We start from the raw sequence: 18,803 nt of genomic DNA, 5'->3' as shown, positions 1-18,803 counted from the left end.
CGCTCCCACCCCCGCTCCCGCTCCCGCTCCCGCCTCCACGGGGCCGGGCCCGGGCCCGGCCCCGGCCGCCCCCGGGCGCATCCACCGCGCCTGGTTCGTCGCGGCCGTCGCGTTCGTGACGATCATCGGGGCCGCCGCCTTCGCCTCCCTGCCCGGACTGCTCATCGAGCCGCTGCACGAGGAGTTCGACTGGTCGCGCGGCACGATCGGCTTCGCCGTCTCGGTGAACCTCGCGCTGTACGGGCTCACCGCGCCCTTCGCCGCCGCACTGATGGACCGTTTCGGCATCCGCAAGGTGGTGGCCCTGGCCCTGCTGGTCATATCCGGCGGCACCGTGGCCACCCTGTGGATGACGCAGTCCTGGCAGCTGGTGCTGTTCTGGGGCGTGCTGGTCGGGCTCGGCAGCGGCTCCATGGCGCTGGCCTTCGCGGCGACGGTGACCAACCGCTGGTTCACCGCCCGGCGCGGGCTCGTCACCGGCATCCTGACCGCGGCCGGGGCCTCCGGTCAGCTGATCTTCCTGCCGCTGCTGTCCTGGCTGGTGGAGCACCACGGCTGGCGGCCGGCGGCGGTGACGGTCTCGCTGGCGGCCCTGGTCGTCGTCCCGTTCGTGTGGCTGCTGCTGCGCGACCACCCGGCGGACACGGGACTCGCGCCGTACGGGGGCACGTACGCGGAACGGCCCGCCCCGGTGACGGGCGCGGCACGGCGGACGGTGACGGTGCTGTTCAAGGCGGCCCGCACCGGCCCGTTCTGGCTGCTGGCGGGGACCTTCGCGATCTGCGGGGCCTCGACGAACGGACTGGTCAAGACCCACTTCGTGCCCGCCGCGCACGACCACGGCATGCCGGTGACCGCGGCGGCCGGGCTGTTGGCGGTGGTCGGCGTCTTCGACGTGATCGGCACCATCGCCTCCGGGTGGTTCACCGACCGCTTCGAGGCGCGCCGCCTGCTGGCGGTGTACTACGCGCTGCGCGGGATCTCGCTGATGTTCCTGCCGATGCTGCTGGCGCCGTCCGTGCACCCGCCGATGATCTTCTTCATCATCTTCTACGGGCTGGACTGGGTCGCGACCGTCCCGCCGACCATCGCGCTGTGCCGCGAGCACTACGGGGAGGACAGCGCGATCGTCTTCGGCTGGGTCCTGGCCTCGCACCAGGTGGGCGCCGCGCTGGTGGCCTTCCTGGGCGGTCTGGCCCGCGACGCCTTCGGCTCCTACGACCTGGTCTGGTACGCCTCGGGCGCGCTGTGCGCGATGGCGGCGCTGATGGCGATGGTGATCCGCCGCCGCCCCGCCGCGATCGCCGCCGCCGCGTAGGCGGCGGCGGTGCGTCAGCGGCGGCGGTGCGTCAGCGGCGGCGGTGCGTCAGGCGCCTGCCGGGGTCGTGGACTTGAGGGTGCCGTCCGGGCCGGCCAGCAGGACCGGGGTGGCCGGGCCGCCGAGGTCGCGGACGGCCGCGCGGTCGGCGTCGGCCACCGCCTGCGCCGAGCTGACCACGGCCGCGGCCTCCAGGGATTCGGCCCCGCTCGCCACCGCCATCGCGACCGCCGTCTGCAGCGCGCTCAGCTTCAGGGAGTCCAGCTCCACCGTCCCGGCGACGTACGTGCGGCCCGTCTCGTCCCGCACCGCCGCACCCTCGGGCACCCCGTTGCGGGCCCGGGCGCTGCGCGCCAGCGTGATGATCTTGCTGTCCTCGGGGTTGATCCCGGTGCTGTCGGTCATGGGCGAAAGCATATGGAGCGTCTCGGCGGGGCCGCACGACGGCCCCGCCGAGACGCTCTCCCCTCCGTCCCCCGCGGCCCCCTGGAACTTGTGCCACACGCGACCAAACCTAAGCGCCCGATAAGCAGAACAGGCGGTCCAAAGGTCACAGAGGCCCGTGACCTTCGTCCCCTCCGCGTTCCACCCTCACGGCCGGTCGAGCCGCAGCCGCTCCGCCCTCGGCAGCCCCGCGACCACCAGGTCGTACGAGTCCTCGACCAGCTCCCGCACCAGTGCGTCCGGCAGCCCGCCGACCGTCACCGTGTTCCAGTGCCGCTTGTTCATGTGCCAGCCCGGCACGATCGCCTCGTGCTCCGCCCGCAGCCGCACCGCCAGCTCCGGCTCGCACTTGAGGTTGACCTTCAGCGGGTCGGCGTCCAGCGCGCTCAGCGCGAACACCTTCCCCAGCACCTTGAACACCGAGGTCTCGGGCGTGAAGGGGAACTCCTCCACCGCCGCGTTGAAACCCAGGCAGAACGCACGCAGCTCCGCCGGCGTCATGCGCCCTCCCCGTCCTCGCCCGCCGCCTGGGCCAGCGGCTCCACCAGCACCGTCACGATCTTGTTCCGGCGCCCGGCCGGGGATTCGGCCGTCAGCCGCAGCGGCCGCCCGTCCGGCAGCTCCACGACCGCCGAGGCACCCGCGATCGGGACCCGGCCCAGCGCCTTGGCCAGCAGTCCGCCGACCGTCTCCACGTCCTCGTCGTCGTAGTCCTCGACCTTGAACAGCTCGCCGAGGTCGGTGATGTCGAGCCGCGCCGTCACCCGGTAGCGGTCGTCGCCCAGCTCCTCGACGGGCGCGAGCTCGCGGTCGTACTCGTCGGTGATCTCACCGACGATCTCCTCGAGGATGTCCTCGATGGTGACGATGCCCGCCGTGCCGCCGTACTCGTCGATGACCACGGCCACGTGGTTGCGCACCTGCTGCATCTCCCGCAGCAGGTCGCCCGCGTTCTTGGTGTCCGGTACGAACACCGCGGGCCGCATCGCCGTCGTGACCAGGTCGGACTCCGCCTCACGGCTGATGTGCGTCTTGCGGACCAGGTCCTTCAGGTACACGATGCCGACGATGTCGTCCTCGTTCTCGCCGGTCACCGGGATGCGCGAGAAACCGGACCGCAGCGCCAGCGTGGTCGCCTGACGGATCGTCTTGTACCGCTCGATGCAGACCAGGTCGGTGCGCGGCACCATCACCTCTCGCACCAGCGTGTCGCCGAGCTCGAAGACCTGGTGCACCATCCGGCGCTCCTCGTCCTCGATCAGCGACTCCTTCTCCGCCAGGTCGACCATCGCGCGCAGCTCGGCCTCGGAGGCGAACGGCCCCTTGCGGAAGCCCTTTCCGGGCGTGAGCGCGTTGCCGATGAGGATCAGCAGCTGCGGGATGGGCCCCATGACCCGGGCGAGCGGGACCAGGACGTACGAGGCCGCCGTCGCCGTGTTGAGGGGGTGCTGGCGGCCGATGGTGCGCGGGGAGACCCCGACGGCCACGAAGGACACCAGCACCATCACGGCGATCGCGATGAGCAGCGCCTTCCAGTTGTCGCCGAACTCGTCGAGGCAGACGTACGTGACGAGCACGCCGGCCGCCATCTCGCAGGTGACCCGTACGAGCAGCGCCACATTCAGGTAGCGGGTGGGGTCGGCGGCGACCTGCGCGAGCTTCTCGCTGCCGCGCCGGCCCTCCCGTACGGCCTGCTCGGCGCGGAAGCTGGAGATCCGGGCGATCCCGGACTCGGCGCACGCCGCGAACCAGGCCACCACCACCAGCAGCACCGCGCCGGTGATCAGCTGCGGGGCGGTCACGAGACGGTCGGGGCCGGGGACGGACCGGTCATGCCGCGCTCACCGCGCCAGCCGTCGACGATGGCCGCCTGGAGGCCGAACATCTCGGCCTTCTCGTCCGGCTCCTCGTGGTCGTACCCGAGCAGGTGCAGCACCCCGTGGACGGTCAGGAGCTGGAGCTCCTCGTCCATGGAGTGCTGCGTCGGGGCTTCCTCGCCCTGCTTCTTCGCGACCTCGGGGCAGAGCACGATGTCGCCGAGGAGACCCTGCGGGGGCTCCTCGTCGTCCTTCGCCGGCGGACGGAGCTCGTCCATCGGGAAGGACATGACGTCGGTGGGACCGGGCAGGTCCATCCACTGGATGTGGAGCTGCTCCATGGCGTCCTCGTCGATGACGATGACGGAGAGCTCGGACAGCGGGTGGATCCGCATCCGGGTGAGCGCGTAGCGGGCGATGTCGAGGATCGCCCGCTCGTCGACCTCGGTTCCGGACTCGTTGTTGACGTCGATCGACATGGTGCGCTGGGTTCTACTTCCGCTGGTAGCCGTTCCGGGACTGCTGGGCGTCCTGGCTGTCGTCGTACTTCTCGTACGCATCGACGATACGGCCGACCAGCTTGTGCCGGACGACATCCTCGGACGTGAGCCGCGAGAAGTGGATGTCCGGGACCCCTTCGAGGATCGCCTGGACCTGGCGCAGACCGGACTTGGCACCGCCGGGCAGGTCGACCTGGGTGATGTCGCCGGTGATGACGATCTTCGAATCGAACCCGAGCCGGGTCAGGAACATCTTCATCTGCTCGGTGGTCGTGTTCTGCGCCTCGTCGAGGACGACGAACGCCTCGTTGAGGGTGCGGCCGCGCATGTACGCGAGCGGCGCGACCTCGATCGTGCCCGCCGCCATCAGGCGGGGGATCGAGTCCGGGTCGATCATGTCGTGCAGGGCGTCGTAGAGCGGGCGCAGGTACGGGTCGATCTTGTCGAACAGCGTGCCCGGGAGGAAGCCGAGGCGTTCGCCCGCCTCGACCGCCGGGCGGGTCAGGATGATCCGGCTGACCTGCTTGGACTGCAGGGCCTGGACCGCCTTGGCCATGGCGAGGTAGGTCTTGCCGGTACCGGCGGGGCCGATGCCGAACACGATCGTGTTCTTGTCGATCGCGTCGACGTACCGCTTCTGGTTGAGGGTCTTGGGGCGGATGGTGCGGCCGCGGCTGGAGAGGATGTTCTGGGTGAGCACCTCCGCGGGCGTCTCGTCCGGGCCGTTGCCGTTGCCGCTCGCCTTGAGCATGGCGATCGAGCGTTCCACTGCGTCCTCCGTCATCGGCTGCCCGGTGCGGAGCACCAGCATCATCTCGTCGAACAGGCGCTGGACCAGGGCGACTTCCGCCGCATCTCCGACCGCGCTGACCTGATTGCCCCGAACATGGATGTCGGCCTTCGGGAAGGCCTTCTCGATCACGCGCAACAGGGCGTCACCCGAGCCGAGCACCGCGACCATCGGGTGCCTGGCCGGAACGGTGAAGTGGGCTCGCGCCTGCCCCGGCGCCGGTGTCTGGGCTGTGGGTGTCTGAGTCATGGGCCGGCACTGTGGCCTGCACATACCTCCCGCTGAGGGGCCGCGCCGATCGACGACCTCCGGAGTACCAAGGGTACGACTCCGCCGCGCCATCCCCGAGGGGTTTTCCCCCGCCCCCTCCCCGTCCCCTCTTCGTCCCCTCCCGGCCATCCCGCCGCCCCCTCACGGCCCTCCGGCGCCCTCCCGCGGGCACGGCCCACGGCCTAGACGGGGTGGCGGAAGCCGATGGTCGGGACGGCCCTGCGCCGGGAGGCAGGCTCCGCGCCCGGCGGGACCAGCTCGTCCAGGAACCCGTAGCGCGGCCGCAGGGCCTCGGGGGCCGTGCGCCACCAGTGGGCCACCTCCGGCCAGCCCGGGGCCGACAGGGAGCCGCCGAACTCCTGGACCGACAGGGCCGCCGTCAGGCCCGCGAAGGCCAGCCGGTCCGCCAGGGGCCAGCCCGCCAGGCTGCCGGTGACGAAGCCCGCCACGTAGACGTCCCCCGCCCCCGTCGGGTCCAGCTCCTCCACCGCGATCCCGGGGACCTCCGCCGTCTCCCCGGTCCGCCCGTCCACCGCGTACGAGCCCTCCGCGCCCATCGTCACCACCGCGACCGGCACCTTCTCGGCCAGTGCCCGGGCCGCGGCTCTCGGACAGTCGGTCCGCGTGTACCGCATCGCCTCCCCCGCGTTCGGCAGGAAGGCCTCGCAGTGCTCCAGGTCGGGCAGGGCCCCCAGGTCCCAGCGGCCGCTCTCGTCCCACCCCACGTCCGCGAAGACCCGCGCCCCGCGCCGCGCCGCCTCCGCGATCCACGGCTCCGCCCTCCCCCGCGCCAGCGAGGCGACGGCCGCCCGGGTGCGCGGCGGACACTGCGGGAACGGCCCGGGGCCCGCCGGGGGCGGAGCCTCGTGGCCGTGCGAGACCATCGTGCGCTCGCCCTCGTACGCCATCGAGACCGTGACCGGGCTGTGCCAGCCGGCGATGGTCCGCGACATCGACAGGTCGATGCCCTCGCCCTGTTCCAGGGCGTCCCAGCAGTACTCGCCGTAGTGGTCGTCGCCGAACGCCGCGGCCAGTGAGGTGCGCAGGCCGAGCCGGGCCAGGGCGGTGGCCATGTTGGCCACTCCGCCCGGGCTGGAACCCATGCCGCGCGCCCAGGACTCCGTACCGCGCACCGGGGCCGAGTCGAGGCCGGTGAAGATGATGTCGAGGAAGACCGTGCCGGTCAGGTAGACGTCGAACCCCGGTTCCAGGGGGCTGCGCAGCGGACCGAGCGGGTCCACGGCCGCGGCCGCGCTGTCGAGCGGGTCCAGGGCTGCGCTGCGGCTGGTGCGGCTGTCCCGACTGGTCACGGTGTACTCCCCGGCTGGTGCGAAGGCTCGTTTCTGCAAGCGGGCATGCGGTGGAAAGCTGCCAACCCTGCCCGCCCCCGGCAGGGCCAAAACACAGTGTGGCGCACATCACTCTCGTGGCGCTCTTCTCCGGGTCGCGGAGCACTTGATAGACAAGGGGACCGCGGCCTCGCGGAACATCCCGCCCCACCTGCGCACCACCGGGAAAGAGCCGTGTCCGACAACACCTCCGCGCCGTCCGCCGCCTGGCCCCTGGTGGCCCTCTTCACGGCCGGGTACGTCGCCCCCTACCTGCTTCCCACCGTGGTCGGACGCCTCGACTCCCATCTCCCGCTGACTCCCGCCCAGGCCGGGCTCGTCGGCACGGCCCTGCTGCTCGGCTCCGCCACGGCCGGATTCACCCTGGCCTCCCGCATCCCCCGGCGCGGTCCGCGCCCGCTGGCCCGGCTCGGGCTGCTGCTCGCCGCCCTGGGCTACGGCACCGCGGCCTCGACCTCGCTGCTCCCGCTGGTGGTCGCGGGCGTGGTGGTCGGCGGCTTCGGCTCCGGCAGCGCCACCGCCGTGGCCGCCGCGGGGATCGCCGGGCACCGCGATCCGCACCGCATCTCGTCCCTCGGGCTGCTGTCGGTCTCGGCGACCGCGGGGGCGCTGTACCTGACCCTGCCGCACCTCGGCGGCGGCCACGGGCTGCCGTTCGCGGCCATCGCCCTGGTCGCGGCGCTGGCCTGGCCGGCCACCGGCCGGCTCGGCGGGCCCACCCGCCCGGGACCTGCCGTACGGAGCTCCGGACGGCCTCCGTACCCGCGCGCCGGGGCGGTGCTGGCGGGCTGCCTGCTGTTCTGGTCGCTGACCCAGGAAGCCCTGTGGGGCGTCAGCGGCCGGATCGGCGCCGAGCAGGCGGGGCTGTCGGAGGCCACGCTGGGCGCCGTCTTCGCGGTGGCGCTGGGCGCGGGCCTGCTCGGGGTCACGGGCGCCTCCGCGTTCGGCACCCGGCTGGGGCGGGCGGTCCCGATCGGCGCGGGTACGGCGGCCATCGCGGGCTGCGTGGTGGCGACCTCCTCCGCGGACGGGCTCAGCGGGTTCGCGGCCGGGGAGATCCTGTGGAACGCGGTCTACCCGGTCGTCCTCTCGTACGTGATCGGCCTCGCCGCCGCCCTGGACCCGCGCGGCCGCTGGGCGGTCTTCGCCGGAGCCGCCTCCTCGCTGGGCACGGCCTGCGGCCCCGTGGTGGGCAGCCTGCTCGCCGAGGCGTTCGGGTTCCCGGGCATGGGGCTCGTGCTGGGCGGGCTGCTGCTCGCGGTGGCCGGGCCGCTGACCGCCGTCGCCCTGCACGCGGGCCGGAACCCGGCGGCCGCGGCCGGGGTGCCGGACCTCCGTATCGAGGCCCCGGCCACGGCGGTGCTCCCCGCTCCCGCTCCCGGTCCCGGGAAGCCCCGCCGGGTGCTGCTGCTCTCCCCGGCGGCCCGCCGCTCCCGCGACCGCCGGCGCGACGCCTCCGAGGTCTAACCCCGCTTCGGCAGGGGCACCCGTACGAGGTCCGCGGCGATCGTCAGCTCGCCCTCGAAGCCGGCCGCGCGGGCCTGGCGTTCGAACTCCTGCGGGTCCGAGTAGCGCTGCGAGAAGTGCGTCAGCACGAGGTGCCGTACGCCCGAGTCCCGCGCGGTCCGGGCCGCCTGGCCGACGGTGAGGTGCCCGTGGTCGGTGGCCAGCGCCTCGTCCTCGTCGAGGAACGTGGACTCGATCACCAGCATGTCGCAGCCCGCGGCGAGCGCGTCCACGCCGGGGCACAGCCGGGTGTCCATGACGAAGGCGAAGCTCTGCCCGGGCCTCGGCTCGCTGACGTCGTCGAGCGTGACCCCGCCCAGCTGCCCCTCGCGCTGGATCCGGCCCACGTCGGGCCCCTTGATCCCGTGCCGCGCGAGGAGTTCGGGCACCATGCGGCGGCCGTCCGGCTCGGTGAGCCGGTAGCCGAAGGACTCCACCGGGTGGGAGAGCCGGCGGGCTTCCAGGACGTACGAGGGCCCCTCGGCCAGGGTCCCGTCCGCGGCCACGGGCTCCTCGCCGAGCGCGACGGTCTCCCGGTAGGCGGTGGCGTACCGGAGCCGGTCGAAGAACTTCTGCCCGGAGGCCGGGTAGTGCGCGGTGACGGGGTGCGGGACCCGGTCCAGGTTGATGCGCTGGATCACCCCGGCCAGCCCGAGGCTGTGGTCACCATGGAAGTGGGTGATGCAGATCCGGTTGATGTCGTGCGCGGCCACCCCGGCGCGCAGCATCTGGCGCTGGGTGCCCTCGCCGGGATCGAAGAGGATGCCCTCGCCGTCCCAGCGCAGGAGGTAGCCGTTGTGGTTGCGGTGGCGGGTGGGCACCTGGCTGGCGGTGCCCAGCACCACGAACTCTCGTACGGACACGGTGTTATCCGGGGGGCCACTGGAGGCCGCGGCCGCCGAGGACGTGCGCGTGCGCGTGGAAGACGGTCTGGCCGGCGCCGGCGCCGGTGTTGAACACGACGCGGTAGCCGTGGTCGTCGAGCTTCTCGTCGGCCGCGATCCGCCCCGCCTCGCGCAGCAGGTCGGCGGCGACGGCCGGCTCGGCGGCGGCGAGCGAGGCGGCGTCGGGGTAGTGCACCCGGGGAATCACGAGGACGTGCGTGGGCGCCTGCGGGTTGATGTCCCGGAAGGCGAACGTCGTCTCGGTCTCCCGGACCACGGTCGCCGGGATGTTCCCCGCGACGATCTTGCAGAACAGGCAGTCCGCCTGCGGTTCCCCGGCCATTGCTCCGCCTTCCGAGACTGTGGCGCCGGCGGACGGGCCGCCCGCGCCGACGATGATCAGCCCCGGCATCGTATCCGGCGCCGCCGGCGCCCTCATGTGCGTTTCGGCAGGACCGGGGGCCGGGCTCAGGACCAGCGGCCGGTGCGCGCCAGCAGGACCGCCGTCGCCGCGGTGCCGGCGGTGGAGGTGCGCAGGACCGAGGAGCCCAGGCGGTAGAGGTGGGCCCCCGCCTCCGCGAAGACGGCGAGCTCCTCCGGGGAGACCCCGCCCTCGGGTCCGACGACCAGGACGATGGAGCCGCCGGCCGGGAGTTCGGCCGTGGCCAGGGCGCCCGAGGGGGTGTCCCGGTCCTCGTGGAGGACCATCGCCAGGTCGGCCCCGGCCAGCAGCGCCGCGACCTGCTTGGTGGACATGGCCTCCGCCACCTCCGGGAAGCGGACGCGGCGCGACTGCTTGCCCGCCTCCCGGGCCGTGGCCCGCCACTTGGCCAGGGACTTGGCGCCGCGGTCGCCGCGCCACTGGGTGATGCAGCGCGAGGCCTGCCAGGGGACGATGGCATCCACGCCGGTCTCGGTCATGGTCTCGACGGCGAGCTCGCCGCGGTCGCCCTTGGGCAGGGCCTGGACGACGGTGATCCGGACCTCCGGCTCGGGTTCCTCCGCGATGGCGTGCAGGTCCGTGACGACCAGCCGGTCCTTGCCCTCGGCGGCCTTGACCACGCCCTCCGTCCAGTGACCGCGCCCGTCGGTGAGGACCACGTCCTCACCCGGGTTCAGCCGTTTCACGGACACCGCGTGCCGGCCCTCGGGGCCGTCGAGCACGAACTCCGGCCCCGCGGGGACCTCTTCGACCACGAACACGGGGGCGGTCATGACGTACTCCTGTGGTTCATCTTGTTCATCGGCTTCAACGCGGACCGGGCCTCGGCCAGTTCGGCCGCCAGCACCTCCACCAGCTCCCCCGCGGGCAGCGCCCGCGCCAGCCGGTGCCCCTGGCCCGCCCACAGGGCCATGCCCTGCGGGTCCCCGGCCGCGGCAGCGGCCTTGCGCAGCCCGGCGGTCATGTGGTGGATCTGCGGGTAGGCGGCCGGGGCGTACGGCCCGTGCTCCCGCATGAACCGGTTCACCAGGCCCCGGGCCGGCCGCCCCGAGAACGCCCGGGTCAGCTCCGTGTGGGGGAACAGGGGGTCCGTCAGCGCCTGCTTGTGCAGCGGGTGCGCGCCCGACTCGGGGCAGGTCAGGAACGCGGTGCCGAGCTGCGCCGCCTCCGCGCCCGCCGCCAGCAGCGCCGCGATCTGCGAGCCCCGCATCAGGCCGCCCGCCGCGATGATCGGGAGGGCCACGGCCTCCCGCACCTGGGCCACCAGCGCGAGCAGGCCCACGCCCGCCGTGCCGTCGGCCTGCGGGTCGTCGCGGTGGGTGCCCTGGTGGCCGCCCGCCTCCACGCCCTGGACGCAGACGGCGTCGGCGCCCGCCGCCTGGGCGGCGCGGGCCTCGTCGACCGAGGTGACGGTGACGACCGAGTAGGTGCCGGCCTTGCGCAGGGCGGCGAGGACCGAGGGTGCGGGGCAGCCGAAGGTGAACGAGACCACGGGGACCGGGTCTTCGAGGAGGATCGCGAGCTTGGCGTCATAGCCGTCGTCGCTGGTGCCGATGATGTCCTCGTCGGCCAGGGACAGCTCGTACCAGCTGGCCTCGCCGGCCAGCTGCCCGCGGTACGCCTCCACGGCGGCCTGGTCCACGTACCCGGTCTGCGGCATGAAGAGGTTCACGCCGAACGGGCGCCGGGTGAGCGCGCGCAGCTGCTTGATCTCCTGGTACATGCCGTCGGCGGTCTTGTAGCCGCCGGCGAGGAAGCCCAGGGCGCCCGCCTCGCACACGGCGGCGGCGAGCGGCGGACAGGAGGCGCCGCCCGCCATGGGAGCCTGCACGATCGGGTGGGGGGAGAGACCGTACGGTGCGGAGGACATGCCCTGCATCGTGCCATGTCCCGCTCACCGGGCCGAATCACGGCATTCGCCTGGCATAGTCCGCTTCCCCGGGGCCGTCCGGATCGATGCGGCGAGCCCGGTCCGGGGCGTCCCCGGACCGGGCTCGTACGTCTGCAGGCGGGCCGGTCAGCGGCCGTTGAAGGCGTCCTTCAGGCGGCTGAACAGTCCCTGCTGACCCGGCGCGAACTGGCCCATGGGCCGCTCCTCGCCGCGCAGCTTGGCGAGCTGGCGCAGCAGCTCCTCCTGCTGGGCGTCCAGCTTGCCGGGGGTGGTGACCTCGACGTGGACGATCAGGTCGCCGCGGCCGCCGCCGCGCAGGTGCGTGACGCCGCGCCCGTGCAGCGGGATCGACTGGCCGGAGCCGGTGCCCGGGCGGATGTCGATCTCCTCCATGCCGTCCAGGGTCTCCAGCGGGCACTTGGTGCCCAGGGCCGCGGCCGTCATGGGGATGGTCACCGTGCAGTGCAGGTCGTCCCCGCGCCGCTGGAAGGTCGGGTGCGACAGCTCGTGGATCTCCACGTACAGGTCGCCGGCGGGGCCGCCGCCGGGGCCGACCTCGCCCTCGCCCGCGAGCTGGATCCGGGTGCCGTTCTCGACGCCGGCCGGGATCTTGACCGTGAGGCTGCGGCGGGAGCGGACCCGTCCGTCGCCCGCGCACTCGGGGCACGGGGTCGGGACCACGGTGCCGAAGCCCTGGCACTGCGGGCAGGGGCGCGAGGTCATGACCTGGCCCAGGAAGGACCGGGTGACCTGCGAGACCTCACCGCGGCCACGGCACATGTCACACGTCTGCGCCGAGGTGCCGGGGGCGGCACCCTCGCCGGAGCAGGTGGTGCAGACGACGGCCGTGTCGACCTGGATGTCCTTGGTGGTGCCGAAGGCGGCCTCGTCCAGCTCCAGGTCGAGGCGGATCATGGCGTCCTGGCCGCGGCGGGTCCGCGAGCGCGGGCCGCGCTGCGAGGCCTGGCCGAAGAAGGCGTCCATGATGTCGGAGAAGTTGCCGAAGCCGCCCGCACCGAAGCCGCCCGCGCCGCCACCGCCCCCCGAGGAGGACAGCGGGTCGCCGCCGAGGTCGTAGACCTGCTTCTTCTGCGGGTCCGAGAGCACCTCGTACGCCGCGTTGATCTCCTTGAAGCGCTCCTGCGTCTTCGGGTCCGGATTCACATCCGGGTGGAGTTCGCGCGCGAGGCGGCGGAAGGCCTTCTTGATCTCGTCCTGCGATGCGTCGCGGCGCACGCCGAGAACGGCGTAGTAGTCCGTGGCCACTTACGACTCCGCCAGGATCTGTCCGACGTAACGTGCCACTGCGCGTACCGCTCCCATCGTTCCGGGGTAGTCCATGCGGGTCGGTCCGACCACGCCGAGTTTGGCGACAGTCTCGCCGCCCGAACCGTAGCCGACCGAGACGACGGACGTGGAGTTCAGTCCCTCGTAGGCATTCTCATGCCCGATCCGTACGGCCATTCCCGACTCGTTGGCCTCGCCCAGCAGCTTGAGGAGCACGACCTGCTCCTCAAGCGCTTCGAGCACCGGCCTGATCGTCAGGGGAAAATCGTGTCCGAAGCGCGTGAGATTGGCGGTTCCGCCGATCATCAACCGCTCTTCGGCCTCCTCGACCAGCGTCTCCAGCAGGGTGGAGAGCACGGTCGACACCGTGCCGCGGTCCTCCGGGTCGAAGGACTCCGGCAGGTCCTGCACCAGCTGCGGCACGTCGGTGAACCGGCGGCCGACGACCCGGCTGTTGAGCCGCGCCCGCAGATCGGCGAGCGAGGTCTCGCCGAACGGCGTCTGGCAGTCGACGAGCCGCTGCTCGACCCGGCCCGTGTCGGTGATCAGCACGAGCATGAGCCGGGCCGGAGCCAGCGACAGCAGCTCGACGTGCCGGACCGTGGACCGGGTCAGGCTCGGGTACTGGACGACGGCGACCTGCCGGGTCAGCTGCGCGAGCAGCCGCACGGTGCGGCCGACGACGTCGTCGAGGTCGACGGCGCCGTCGAGGAAGTTCTGGATGGCCCGGCGCTCGGGCGTCGACAGCGGTTTGACCCCCGCCAGCCTGTCGACGAAGAGCCGGTAGCCCTTGTCCGTGGGGATCCGGCCGGCGCTGGTGTGGGGCTGGGCGATGTAGCCCTCGTCCTCCAGCACGGCCATGTCGTTGCGCACGGTGGCGGGCGAGACGCCGAGCCGGTGCCGCTCGGTGAGCGCCTTGGAGCCGACCGGCTCCTCCGTCCCGACGTAGTCCTGGACGATGGCGCGCAGCACCTCGAGTCTGCGTTCGCTGAGCATCGCGCACACCTCCAGCTGGTCGTCGTCGCTCGTCACGGTCGGTTTCACGGCTTCGTTGGCACTCCGGGCGTTCGAGTGCCAGAGATCCCCCGGCCAGTGTACGGCCGGGTAGTCAGGCCCTGGCAAGGGCGGCCCGCCAGGGTAGCGTCGCGGCATGGACGTGCGTTGGGAAGAGGCGGGCTGGGAGCGGCTGACCGGACGGACCGGACGGCGACGGCTCCCGGTGTGGGACTGCACCGTGGGACTGGTGGTGGGGGACGAGTCGGTGCTCCTGATCGATCCGGGTTCGTGCGTGCGCGAGGGCGCGCAGCTGCGGGCCGAGGCGGAGCGGCTGACGGGGCGGCGCGTGACGCATATCGCATTCACGCACGGACATTTCGATCACGTACTGGGCGTGGCGGCTTTCGCCGGGGCCGAGGTGTACGGGGCGGTCGGGCTGGACGCGGAGCTGTCGACCGGCCGGGAGGAGCTGCGCGTCAGTGCGGTCCTCCAGGGGCTGGCGGAGGCCGAGGCCACCGAGGCGGTGGACCTGCTGGTGGTGCCGAAGCACTCCGTGTCGGGCGAATGGACGCTGGAGCTGGGCGGGGTGCAGGTGCTGCTGGCCAACGTCGGACCCGGGCACACCCGGTACGACCTGGCGGTGTGCGTGCCGGGCGAGCGCGAGACGGTGTTCTGCGGGGACCTCGTCGAGGAGTCGGGCGAACCGCAGGCGGGCAGCGACGCGGTGCCGGCGCAGTGGCCGGCGGCGCTGGACCGGCTGCTGTCGCTGGGCGGGGACGACGCGCTGTACGTGCCGGGTCACGGAGCGGTGGTCTCCGCGGGCTTCGTCCGTGAGCAACGCGACACACTGGCACGGCGGTTCGGCGTGTCGGGCCCGTGAGCCCGCGCTCTCTCCTACGCTCGGCCGGATGCGCGAGTACTCCCCCGACCTGACCCCGCAGTGGAAGCGCCCCAAGCCGGTGCCCGAGGTGCCGGCGGACACCGACCTGGTGGTCGAGGTGGCGGGTACGGACTTCTGCGGCGCGGTGGTGGCCTGCGAGGCGGGCACGGTGACCCTGGAGGACCGCTTCGGCAAGCGGCGGGTGTTCCCGCTGGAGCCGCGGGGGTTCCTGCTGGAGGGCGCCGTGGTGACCCTGACCCGGCCCTCAAGGGCCCCTGCGGCGCCCCTGCGCACGGCGTCGGGCTCGGTGGCGGTCCCGGGGGCGCGCGCCCGCGTGGCGCGCGCCGGGCGCATCTACGTGGAGGGCCGGCACGACGCCGAGCTCGTGGAGCGGGTCTGGGGCGACGACCTGCGGATCGAGGGCGTGGTGGTGGAGTACCTGGAGGGCATCGACGACCTCCCCGCGGTGGTCGCGGACTTCGCCCCGACGGCCGACGCCCGCCTGGGCGTCCTGGTGGACCACCTGGTCCCGGGCTCGAAGGAGTCCCGCATCGCGGCCTCGGTGACCTCGTCGGACGTCCTGATCGTCGGCCACCCGTACGTGGACGTCTGGCAGGCGGTGAAGCCGTCCGTGCTGGGCATCACGGCGTGGCCGGTGGTCCCGCCGGGCCAGGACTGGAAGACGGGCGTCTGCAGGGCGCTGGGCTGGCCGGAGAACACCGGGGCCGCCTGGCAGCACATCCTGTCCCGCGTGCGGTCCTACAAGGACCTGGAGCCGGTCCTGTTGGGCCGCGTGGAGGAACTGATCGATTTCGTCACGGCGCCCTGACCCGGGCTGCGGCGGGGTGCCGAACTCCGTGGTGTCGATCGTGACGCCGAGGACGTCGAGCGGCAGCGGCTCACCGAACGTGCTCGGGAGCCTCGAAGCTCTCGAAGCACTCGGTCATCCGGCGATCGTCCACAGCGGTCATCTCCGCGCCCTCCACTTCTGTCGCCGGGCATGCGACAGAAGGCCACGAACAGGCCAGGCCGCACCTGCCCGTATCCGCGTCGATTCACTCCGCCGAGTGGTCAGTCCACCAGGTCCCGGACCACCGCGTCGGCCAGCAGCCGCCCGCGCAGGGTCAGGACCGCTCGGCCCGCCTCGTACGGGGCCGCCTCCAGGAGGCCGTCGGACAGGGCGCGGCGGGAGGCCGCGAGGCCGGCCGGGGCCAGCAGGGACAGCGGGACGCCGTCCACCAGGCGCAGCTCCAGCAGGATCCGCTCCACCCGGCGGTCCTCCTCGGAGAGGAGTTCGCGGCCCGCGCCCGGGGAGCGGCCCTCCGCGAGGGCGGCGGCGTAGGCGCCGGGGTGCTTCACGTTCCACCAGCGGACCCCGCCCACGTGCGAGTGGGCTCCGGGGCCCGCGCCCCACCAGTCGGCGCCGCGCCAGTACAGCTCGTTGTGCAGGCAGCGGCCGGCCTCCGAGGTGGCCCAGTTCGAGACCTCGTACCAGGAGTACCCGGCCGCGGCCATCACCTCGTCGGCGATCAGGTACCGGTCGGCGTGCACGTCGTCGTCGGTCATCGGGACCTCGCCCCGACGGATCCGGCGCGCCAGCTGGGTGCCCTCCTCCACGATCAGCGCGTACGCGCTGATGTGGTCCGGGCCGGCCCCGAGCGCGGCGGCCAGGGAGGCGCGCCAGTCCTCGTCGGTCTCGCCGGGCGTGCCGTAGATCAGGTCCAGGTTCACGTGGTCGAAACCCGCCGCCCGCGCCTCCGCGACGCAGGCCTCCGGCCGGCCCGGCGTGTGCGTGCGGTCGAGCACCTTCAGGACGTGCTGCTTGGCGCTCTGCATGCCGAAGGAGACCCGGTTGAAGCCCCCGGCCCGCAGCTCCGCCAGGTACTGCGGGTTCACCGACTCCGGATTGGCCTCCGTGGTGACCTCGGCGTCCTCGGCCAGCCCGAACTCGTCCCGGATCGCCGCGAGCATCCGTACGAGGTCCGCGGCGGGAAGCAGCGTCGGCGTACCACCGCCCACGAACACCGTCCGCACGGCCCGCGGGTCGTCGCCGAGCACCTTGCGGGCGAGGCGGACCTCGTCGATCAGGGTGTCGGCGTAGTTCTCCCGGGAGGCGAGCACGCCGCCGGTGCCGCGCAGCTCGGTCGCGGTGTACGTGTTGAAGTCGCAGTACCCGCACCGCGTGGCGCAGTACGGGACGTGCAGGTAGAACCCGAGCGGCCGGTCCCCGGCACCCGCCAGGGCATGCGACGGCAGCGAGCCGTCTTCGGGCATGGGTTCACCGTCGGGCAGTGCGGAAGGCATGGCCCCATTGTCCCGCACCCGGGCAGGGGGCCCGGCCGCTCGCCGCCGTCCCCCGGGCCCCTCGTACCGCCCGCTGTCGCCCGCCGCCGCGCTACGCCTCGCGCGAGCCCTCGTACATCTCGTCGATCAGGTGCTTGAACTCACGCTCGACGGCCGGCCGCTTCAGCTTGAGGCTGGGCGTGAGGTCGCCGTGCTCCACGTCGAGGTCGCGGGGCAGGATCCGGAACTTCTTGATCGTCTGCCAGCGCTGGAGACCCTCGTTGAGGGTCTGGACGTACGTCTCGATCAGCCGGTTCGTCTCCGCCGCGGCCAGGACCTGCGCGTACGTCTTGCCCTCCAGCCCGTTCTCGGCGGCCCAGACCATGATCGACGGCTCGTCGAGCGCGACCAGGGCGGCGCAGAAGTTCCGGTCGGCGCCGTGCACGACGATGCTCGACACGTACGGGCAGATCGCCTTGAACCGGCCCTCGATCTCGGCCGGGGCGACGTACTTGCCGTTCGACGTCTTGATCAGGTCCTTCTTGCGGTCCGTGATGCGCAGGTAGCCGTCGGGCGAGAGCTCGCCGATGTCGCCCGTGTGCAGCCAGCCGTCCTCTTCCAGCACCTCGGCGGTCTTCTCGGGCTGGAGGTGGTAGCCCTGCATGATGCCGGGGCCGCGCAGCAGGATCTCGCCGTCGTCGGCGATGCGGACCTCGGTGCCGGGGAGCGGCTTGCCGACGGTGCCGGTGCGGTAGGCCTCGCCGGGGTTGACGAAGGAGGCCGCGCTGGACTCGGTGAGGCCGTAGCCCTCCAGGATGTTGATGCCGGCGCCCGCGAAGAAGTAGCCGATCTCGGGGGCCAGGGCGGAGGCGCCGGAGACGGCGGCGCGCAGCCGGCCGCCGAAGGCCTCGCGGAGCTTGGAGTAGACGAGCGCGTCGGCGATCTTGTGCTTGGTGGCCAGGCCGAAGGGGACCGCGGCGCTGCCGGTGCGCCGGTAGTTGTCCTGGGTGGTCTTGGCGTACTCGCGGGCCACGCCGACCGACCACTGGAAGATCTTGTACTTGGCGCCGCCGCCGGCCCGGGCCTTGGCGGCGACCCCGTTGTAGACCTTCTCGAAGATGCGGGGGACGGCCGCCATGTAGGTGGGCTGGACGACCGGCAGGTTCTCGATGATCTTGTCGATGCGGCCGTCGACGGCGGTGACGTGCCCGACCTCGATCTGGCCGGAGGTCAGGACCTTGCCGAAGACGTGCGCGAGCGGCAGCCACAGGTACTGGACGTCGGTGCTGGAGATCATGCCGGTGGCGACGGTGGCCTTGGCCATGTACGACCAGTTGTCGTGCGGGAGCCGTACGCCCTTGGGGCGGCCGGTGGTGCCCGAGGTGTAGATGAGCGTGGCGAGCTGCTCGGCGGTGATGGCCCCGATCCGCTCCTTGACCGCCTCGGGGTGCTTGGCGAGGTACTCGTTGCCGCGCGCCTCCAGGTCGGCGAGGGAGAGCACCCAGCCCTCCGGATCGCCGGCGGCCGGTACCGCGTCGGCCGCCTCCAGGACCACCACGTGGGCGAGCTCGGGCAGGTCGGCGCGGCGCTCGCGGGCCTTGGCGAGCTGGGAGGCGTCCTCGGCGATCAGCACGCGGCTGGCCGAGTCGGAGAGGATGAACGCCGACTCCTCGGCGTTGGTGCTGGGGTAGATCGTGGTCACCGCGCCGCCGGCGCACATGACGCCGAGGTCCGCGAGGATCCACTCGACGCGGGTGTTGGAGGCGAGGGCGACCCGGTCCTCGGGCCGCAGGCCCAGGTCCAGCAGACCGGCGGCGATGGCGAAGACCCGCTCGGCCGCCTGTCCCCAGCTCAGCGACTTCCAGTCGTCGGGGCCGCTGCCGCCGGCCGCCGGCACCGGGAACCGGTAGGCCTCGGCGTCCGGCGTGGCGGCGACACGCTCAAGGAAGAGGGCCGCCACGGTGGGCGGGCGGTTCTCGATCAAGGTCTGTGTGTCGCTCACGGACGTCCTCCGGACCACGCGGCAGGGCCTGCCATTCAGGGGCTTGTAACTGGCGAGTAACCATCGAGCAGTGATCAGACTAGGTGTCCTCCGGCCAGGGCGTAAGAGCCCGCGAGCGGCCGATTCATAACGAAACAGGCCCCC

The 18,803-nt window shown here is 72.8% G+C and carries 18 protein-coding genes; 4 read left to right on the top strand and 14 right to left on the bottom strand.

Annotated features, from left to right (window positions below):
* Positions 1–79: 79 nt before the first annotated feature.
* Positions 80–1,318 (top strand): MFS transporter, encoded by a 1,239-nt coding sequence (locus tag ADK52_RS07970; RefSeq protein ID WP_063783791.1) that lies wholly within the window; start codon positions 80–82, stop codon positions 1,316–1,318.
* 48 nt (positions 1,319–1,366) lie between these two features.
* On the opposite strand, the gene ADK52_RS07965 is transcribed toward ADK52_RS07970, so the two are convergent.
* The 6 genes from ADK52_RS07965 to ADK52_RS07940 form a co-directional block, all read right to left on the bottom strand.
* The gene (locus tag ADK52_RS07965) at positions 1,367–1,723 is read right to left on the bottom strand and encodes a hypothetical protein (protein WP_053689052.1); all 357 of its coding nucleotides are present in this window, start codon (positions 1,721–1,723) and stop codon (positions 1,367–1,369) included.
* Positions 1,724–1,909: 186 nt separating this feature from the next.
* Positions 1,910–2,263, bottom strand: a complete 354-nt coding sequence (locus ADK52_RS07960; protein WP_053689051.1) for an MmcQ/YjbR family DNA-binding protein — start codon at positions 2,261–2,263, stop codon at positions 1,910–1,912.
* Positions 2,260–3,564, bottom strand: coding sequence for a hemolysin family protein (locus ADK52_RS07955; RefSeq protein ID WP_053689050.1), 1,305 nt, complete (start codon positions 3,562–3,564; stop codon positions 2,260–2,262). Before ADK52_RS07955 ends, ADK52_RS07960 begins: the two co-directional genes overlap by 4 nt.
* Positions 3,561–4,058, bottom strand: coding sequence for an rRNA maturation RNase YbeY (ybeY, locus tag ADK52_RS07950; protein ID WP_053689049.1), 498 nt, complete (start codon positions 4,056–4,058; stop codon positions 3,561–3,563). Before ybeY ends, ADK52_RS07955 begins: the two co-directional genes overlap by 4 nt.
* A 13-nt stretch (positions 4,059–4,071) precedes the next feature.
* On the bottom strand, positions 4,072–5,118 hold the full coding sequence (locus ADK52_RS07945) for a PhoH family protein (RefSeq protein ID WP_078988088.1): 1,047 nt from the start codon (positions 5,116–5,118) through the stop codon (positions 4,072–4,074).
* A gap of 203 nt (positions 5,119–5,321) precedes the next feature.
* Positions 5,322–6,410 (bottom strand): carbohydrate kinase family protein, encoded by a 1,089-nt coding sequence (locus ADK52_RS07940; RefSeq protein ID WP_053689064.1) that lies wholly within the window; start codon positions 6,408–6,410, stop codon positions 5,322–5,324.
* Between the two features lie 252 nt (positions 6,411–6,662).
* Between ADK52_RS07940 and ADK52_RS07935 the strand changes: the two genes are divergently transcribed.
* A complete protein-coding gene (locus ADK52_RS07935) occupies positions 6,663–7,955 on the top strand; it encodes an MFS transporter (protein ID WP_078988084.1) in 1,293 nt (430 codons plus the stop codon).
* Here the strand turns inward: ADK52_RS07935 and ADK52_RS07930 are convergent.
* The 6 genes from ADK52_RS07930 to hrcA form a co-directional block, all read right to left on the bottom strand.
* Positions 7,952–8,857 (bottom strand): ribonuclease Z, encoded by a 906-nt coding sequence (locus ADK52_RS07930; RefSeq protein ID WP_053689048.1) that lies wholly within the window; start codon positions 8,855–8,857, stop codon positions 7,952–7,954. The two genes, ADK52_RS07935 and ADK52_RS07930, sit on opposite strands and share 4 nt — an antisense overlap.
* 4 nt (positions 8,858–8,861) lie before the next feature.
* The gene (locus tag ADK52_RS07925) at positions 8,862–9,221 is read right to left on the bottom strand and encodes a histidine triad nucleotide-binding protein (protein ID WP_053689063.1); all 360 of its coding nucleotides are present in this window, start codon (positions 9,219–9,221) and stop codon (positions 8,862–8,864) included.
* Between the two features lie 125 nt (positions 9,222–9,346).
* Positions 9,347–10,093 carry a 16S rRNA (uracil(1498)-N(3))-methyltransferase gene (locus tag ADK52_RS07920; RefSeq protein WP_053689047.1) on the bottom strand — a complete coding sequence of 249 codons (747 nt, stop codon included), beginning with the start codon at positions 10,091–10,093 and terminating at the stop codon, positions 9,347–9,349.
* Entirely contained in the window at positions 10,090–11,190 is a 1,101-nt protein-coding gene (locus ADK52_RS07915; protein ID WP_053689046.1) for a nitronate monooxygenase, read from the bottom strand. Before ADK52_RS07915 ends, ADK52_RS07920 begins: the two co-directional genes overlap by 4 nt.
* 147 nt (positions 11,191–11,337) lie before the next feature.
* Positions 11,338–12,477 carry a molecular chaperone DnaJ gene (dnaJ, locus tag ADK52_RS07910; RefSeq protein WP_030297168.1) on the bottom strand — a complete coding sequence of 380 codons (1,140 nt, stop codon included), beginning with the start codon at positions 12,475–12,477 and terminating at the stop codon, positions 11,338–11,340.
* Entirely contained in the window at positions 12,478–13,494 is a 1,017-nt protein-coding gene (hrcA, locus tag ADK52_RS07905) for a heat-inducible transcriptional repressor HrcA (protein WP_053689062.1), read from the bottom strand.
* 154 nt (positions 13,495–13,648) lie between these two features.
* Here hrcA and ADK52_RS07900 point away from each other — a divergent pair, with 154 nt between their 5' ends.
* Together ADK52_RS07900 and ADK52_RS07895 are read left to right on the top strand one after the other, a co-directional pair.
* A complete protein-coding gene (locus ADK52_RS07900) occupies positions 13,649–14,374 on the top strand; it encodes an MBL fold metallo-hydrolase (protein ID WP_053689045.1) in 726 nt (241 codons plus the stop codon).
* A 28-nt stretch (positions 14,375–14,402) separates the two neighbouring features.
* Positions 14,403–15,203 carry a DUF3097 domain-containing protein gene (locus ADK52_RS07895; RefSeq protein ID WP_053689044.1) on the top strand — a complete coding sequence of 267 codons (801 nt, stop codon included), beginning with the start codon at positions 14,403–14,405 and terminating at the stop codon, positions 15,201–15,203.
* Positions 15,204–15,445: 242 nt separating this feature from the next.
* Here the strand turns inward: ADK52_RS07895 and hemW are convergent, their stop codons facing one another.
* Together hemW and ADK52_RS07885 are read right to left on the bottom strand one after the other, a co-directional pair.
* Entirely contained in the window at positions 15,446–16,678 is a 1,233-nt protein-coding gene (gene hemW / locus ADK52_RS07890; RefSeq protein WP_053689043.1) for a radical SAM family heme chaperone HemW, read from the bottom strand.
* A gap of 91 nt (positions 16,679–16,769) precedes the next feature.
* Positions 16,770–18,659 carry an AMP-dependent synthetase/ligase gene (locus ADK52_RS07885; RefSeq protein WP_053689042.1) on the bottom strand — a complete coding sequence of 630 codons (1,890 nt, stop codon included), beginning with the start codon at positions 18,657–18,659 and terminating at the stop codon, positions 16,770–16,772.
* Between the last annotated feature and the right edge of the window lie 144 nt (positions 18,660–18,803).

This window comes from Streptomyces sp. WM6372 (genome assembly GCF_001279655.1).
GTDB lineage: Bacteria > Actinomycetota > Actinomycetes > Streptomycetales > Streptomycetaceae > Streptomyces.
The sequence above is the reverse complement of the archived record's forward strand: the minus strand, read 5'-3'. Positions and strand labels throughout refer to the sequence as shown.

What these genes read in the sequence shown, in the direction of transcription:
- ADK52_RS07895 (WP_053689044.1), top strand. Translation starts at nt 14,403, where the DNA reads ATGCGCGAGTACTCCCCCGACCTGACCCCGCAGTGGAAGCGCCCCAAG.
- ADK52_RS07925 (WP_053689063.1), bottom strand. Translation starts at nt 9,221, where the DNA reads ATGGCCGGGGAACCGCAGGCGGACTGCCTGTTCTGCAAGATCGTCGCG.
- ADK52_RS07965 (WP_053689052.1), bottom strand. Translation starts at nt 1,723, where the DNA reads ATGACCGACAGCACCGGGATCAACCCCGAGGACAGCAAGATCATCACG.
- ADK52_RS07945 (WP_078988088.1), bottom strand. Translation starts at nt 5,118, where the DNA reads ATGACTCAGACACCCACAGCCCAGACACCGGCGCCGGGGCAGGCGCGA.
- hemW (WP_053689043.1), bottom strand. Translation starts at nt 16,678, where the DNA reads ATGCCTTCCGCACTGCCCGACGGTGAACCCATGCCCGAAGACGGCTCG.
- hrcA (WP_053689062.1), bottom strand. Translation starts at nt 13,494, where the DNA reads ATGCTCAGCGAACGCAGACTCGAGGTGCTGCGCGCCATCGTCCAGGAC.
- ADK52_RS07900 (WP_053689045.1), top strand. Translation starts at nt 13,649, where the DNA reads ATGGACGTGCGTTGGGAAGAGGCGGGCTGGGAGCGGCTGACCGGACGG.
- ADK52_RS07960 (WP_053689051.1), bottom strand. Translation starts at nt 2,263, where the DNA reads ATGACGCCGGCGGAGCTGCGTGCGTTCTGCCTGGGTTTCAACGCGGCG.
- ADK52_RS07915 (WP_053689046.1), bottom strand. Translation starts at nt 11,190, where the DNA reads ATGTCCTCCGCACCGTACGGTCTCTCCCCCCACCCGATCGTGCAGGCT.
- ybeY (WP_053689049.1), bottom strand. Translation starts at nt 4,058, where the DNA reads ATGTCGATCGACGTCAACAACGAGTCCGGAACCGAGGTCGACGAGCGG.
- ADK52_RS07920 (WP_053689047.1), bottom strand. Translation starts at nt 10,093, where the DNA reads ATGACCGCCCCCGTGTTCGTGGTCGAAGAGGTCCCCGCGGGGCCGGAG.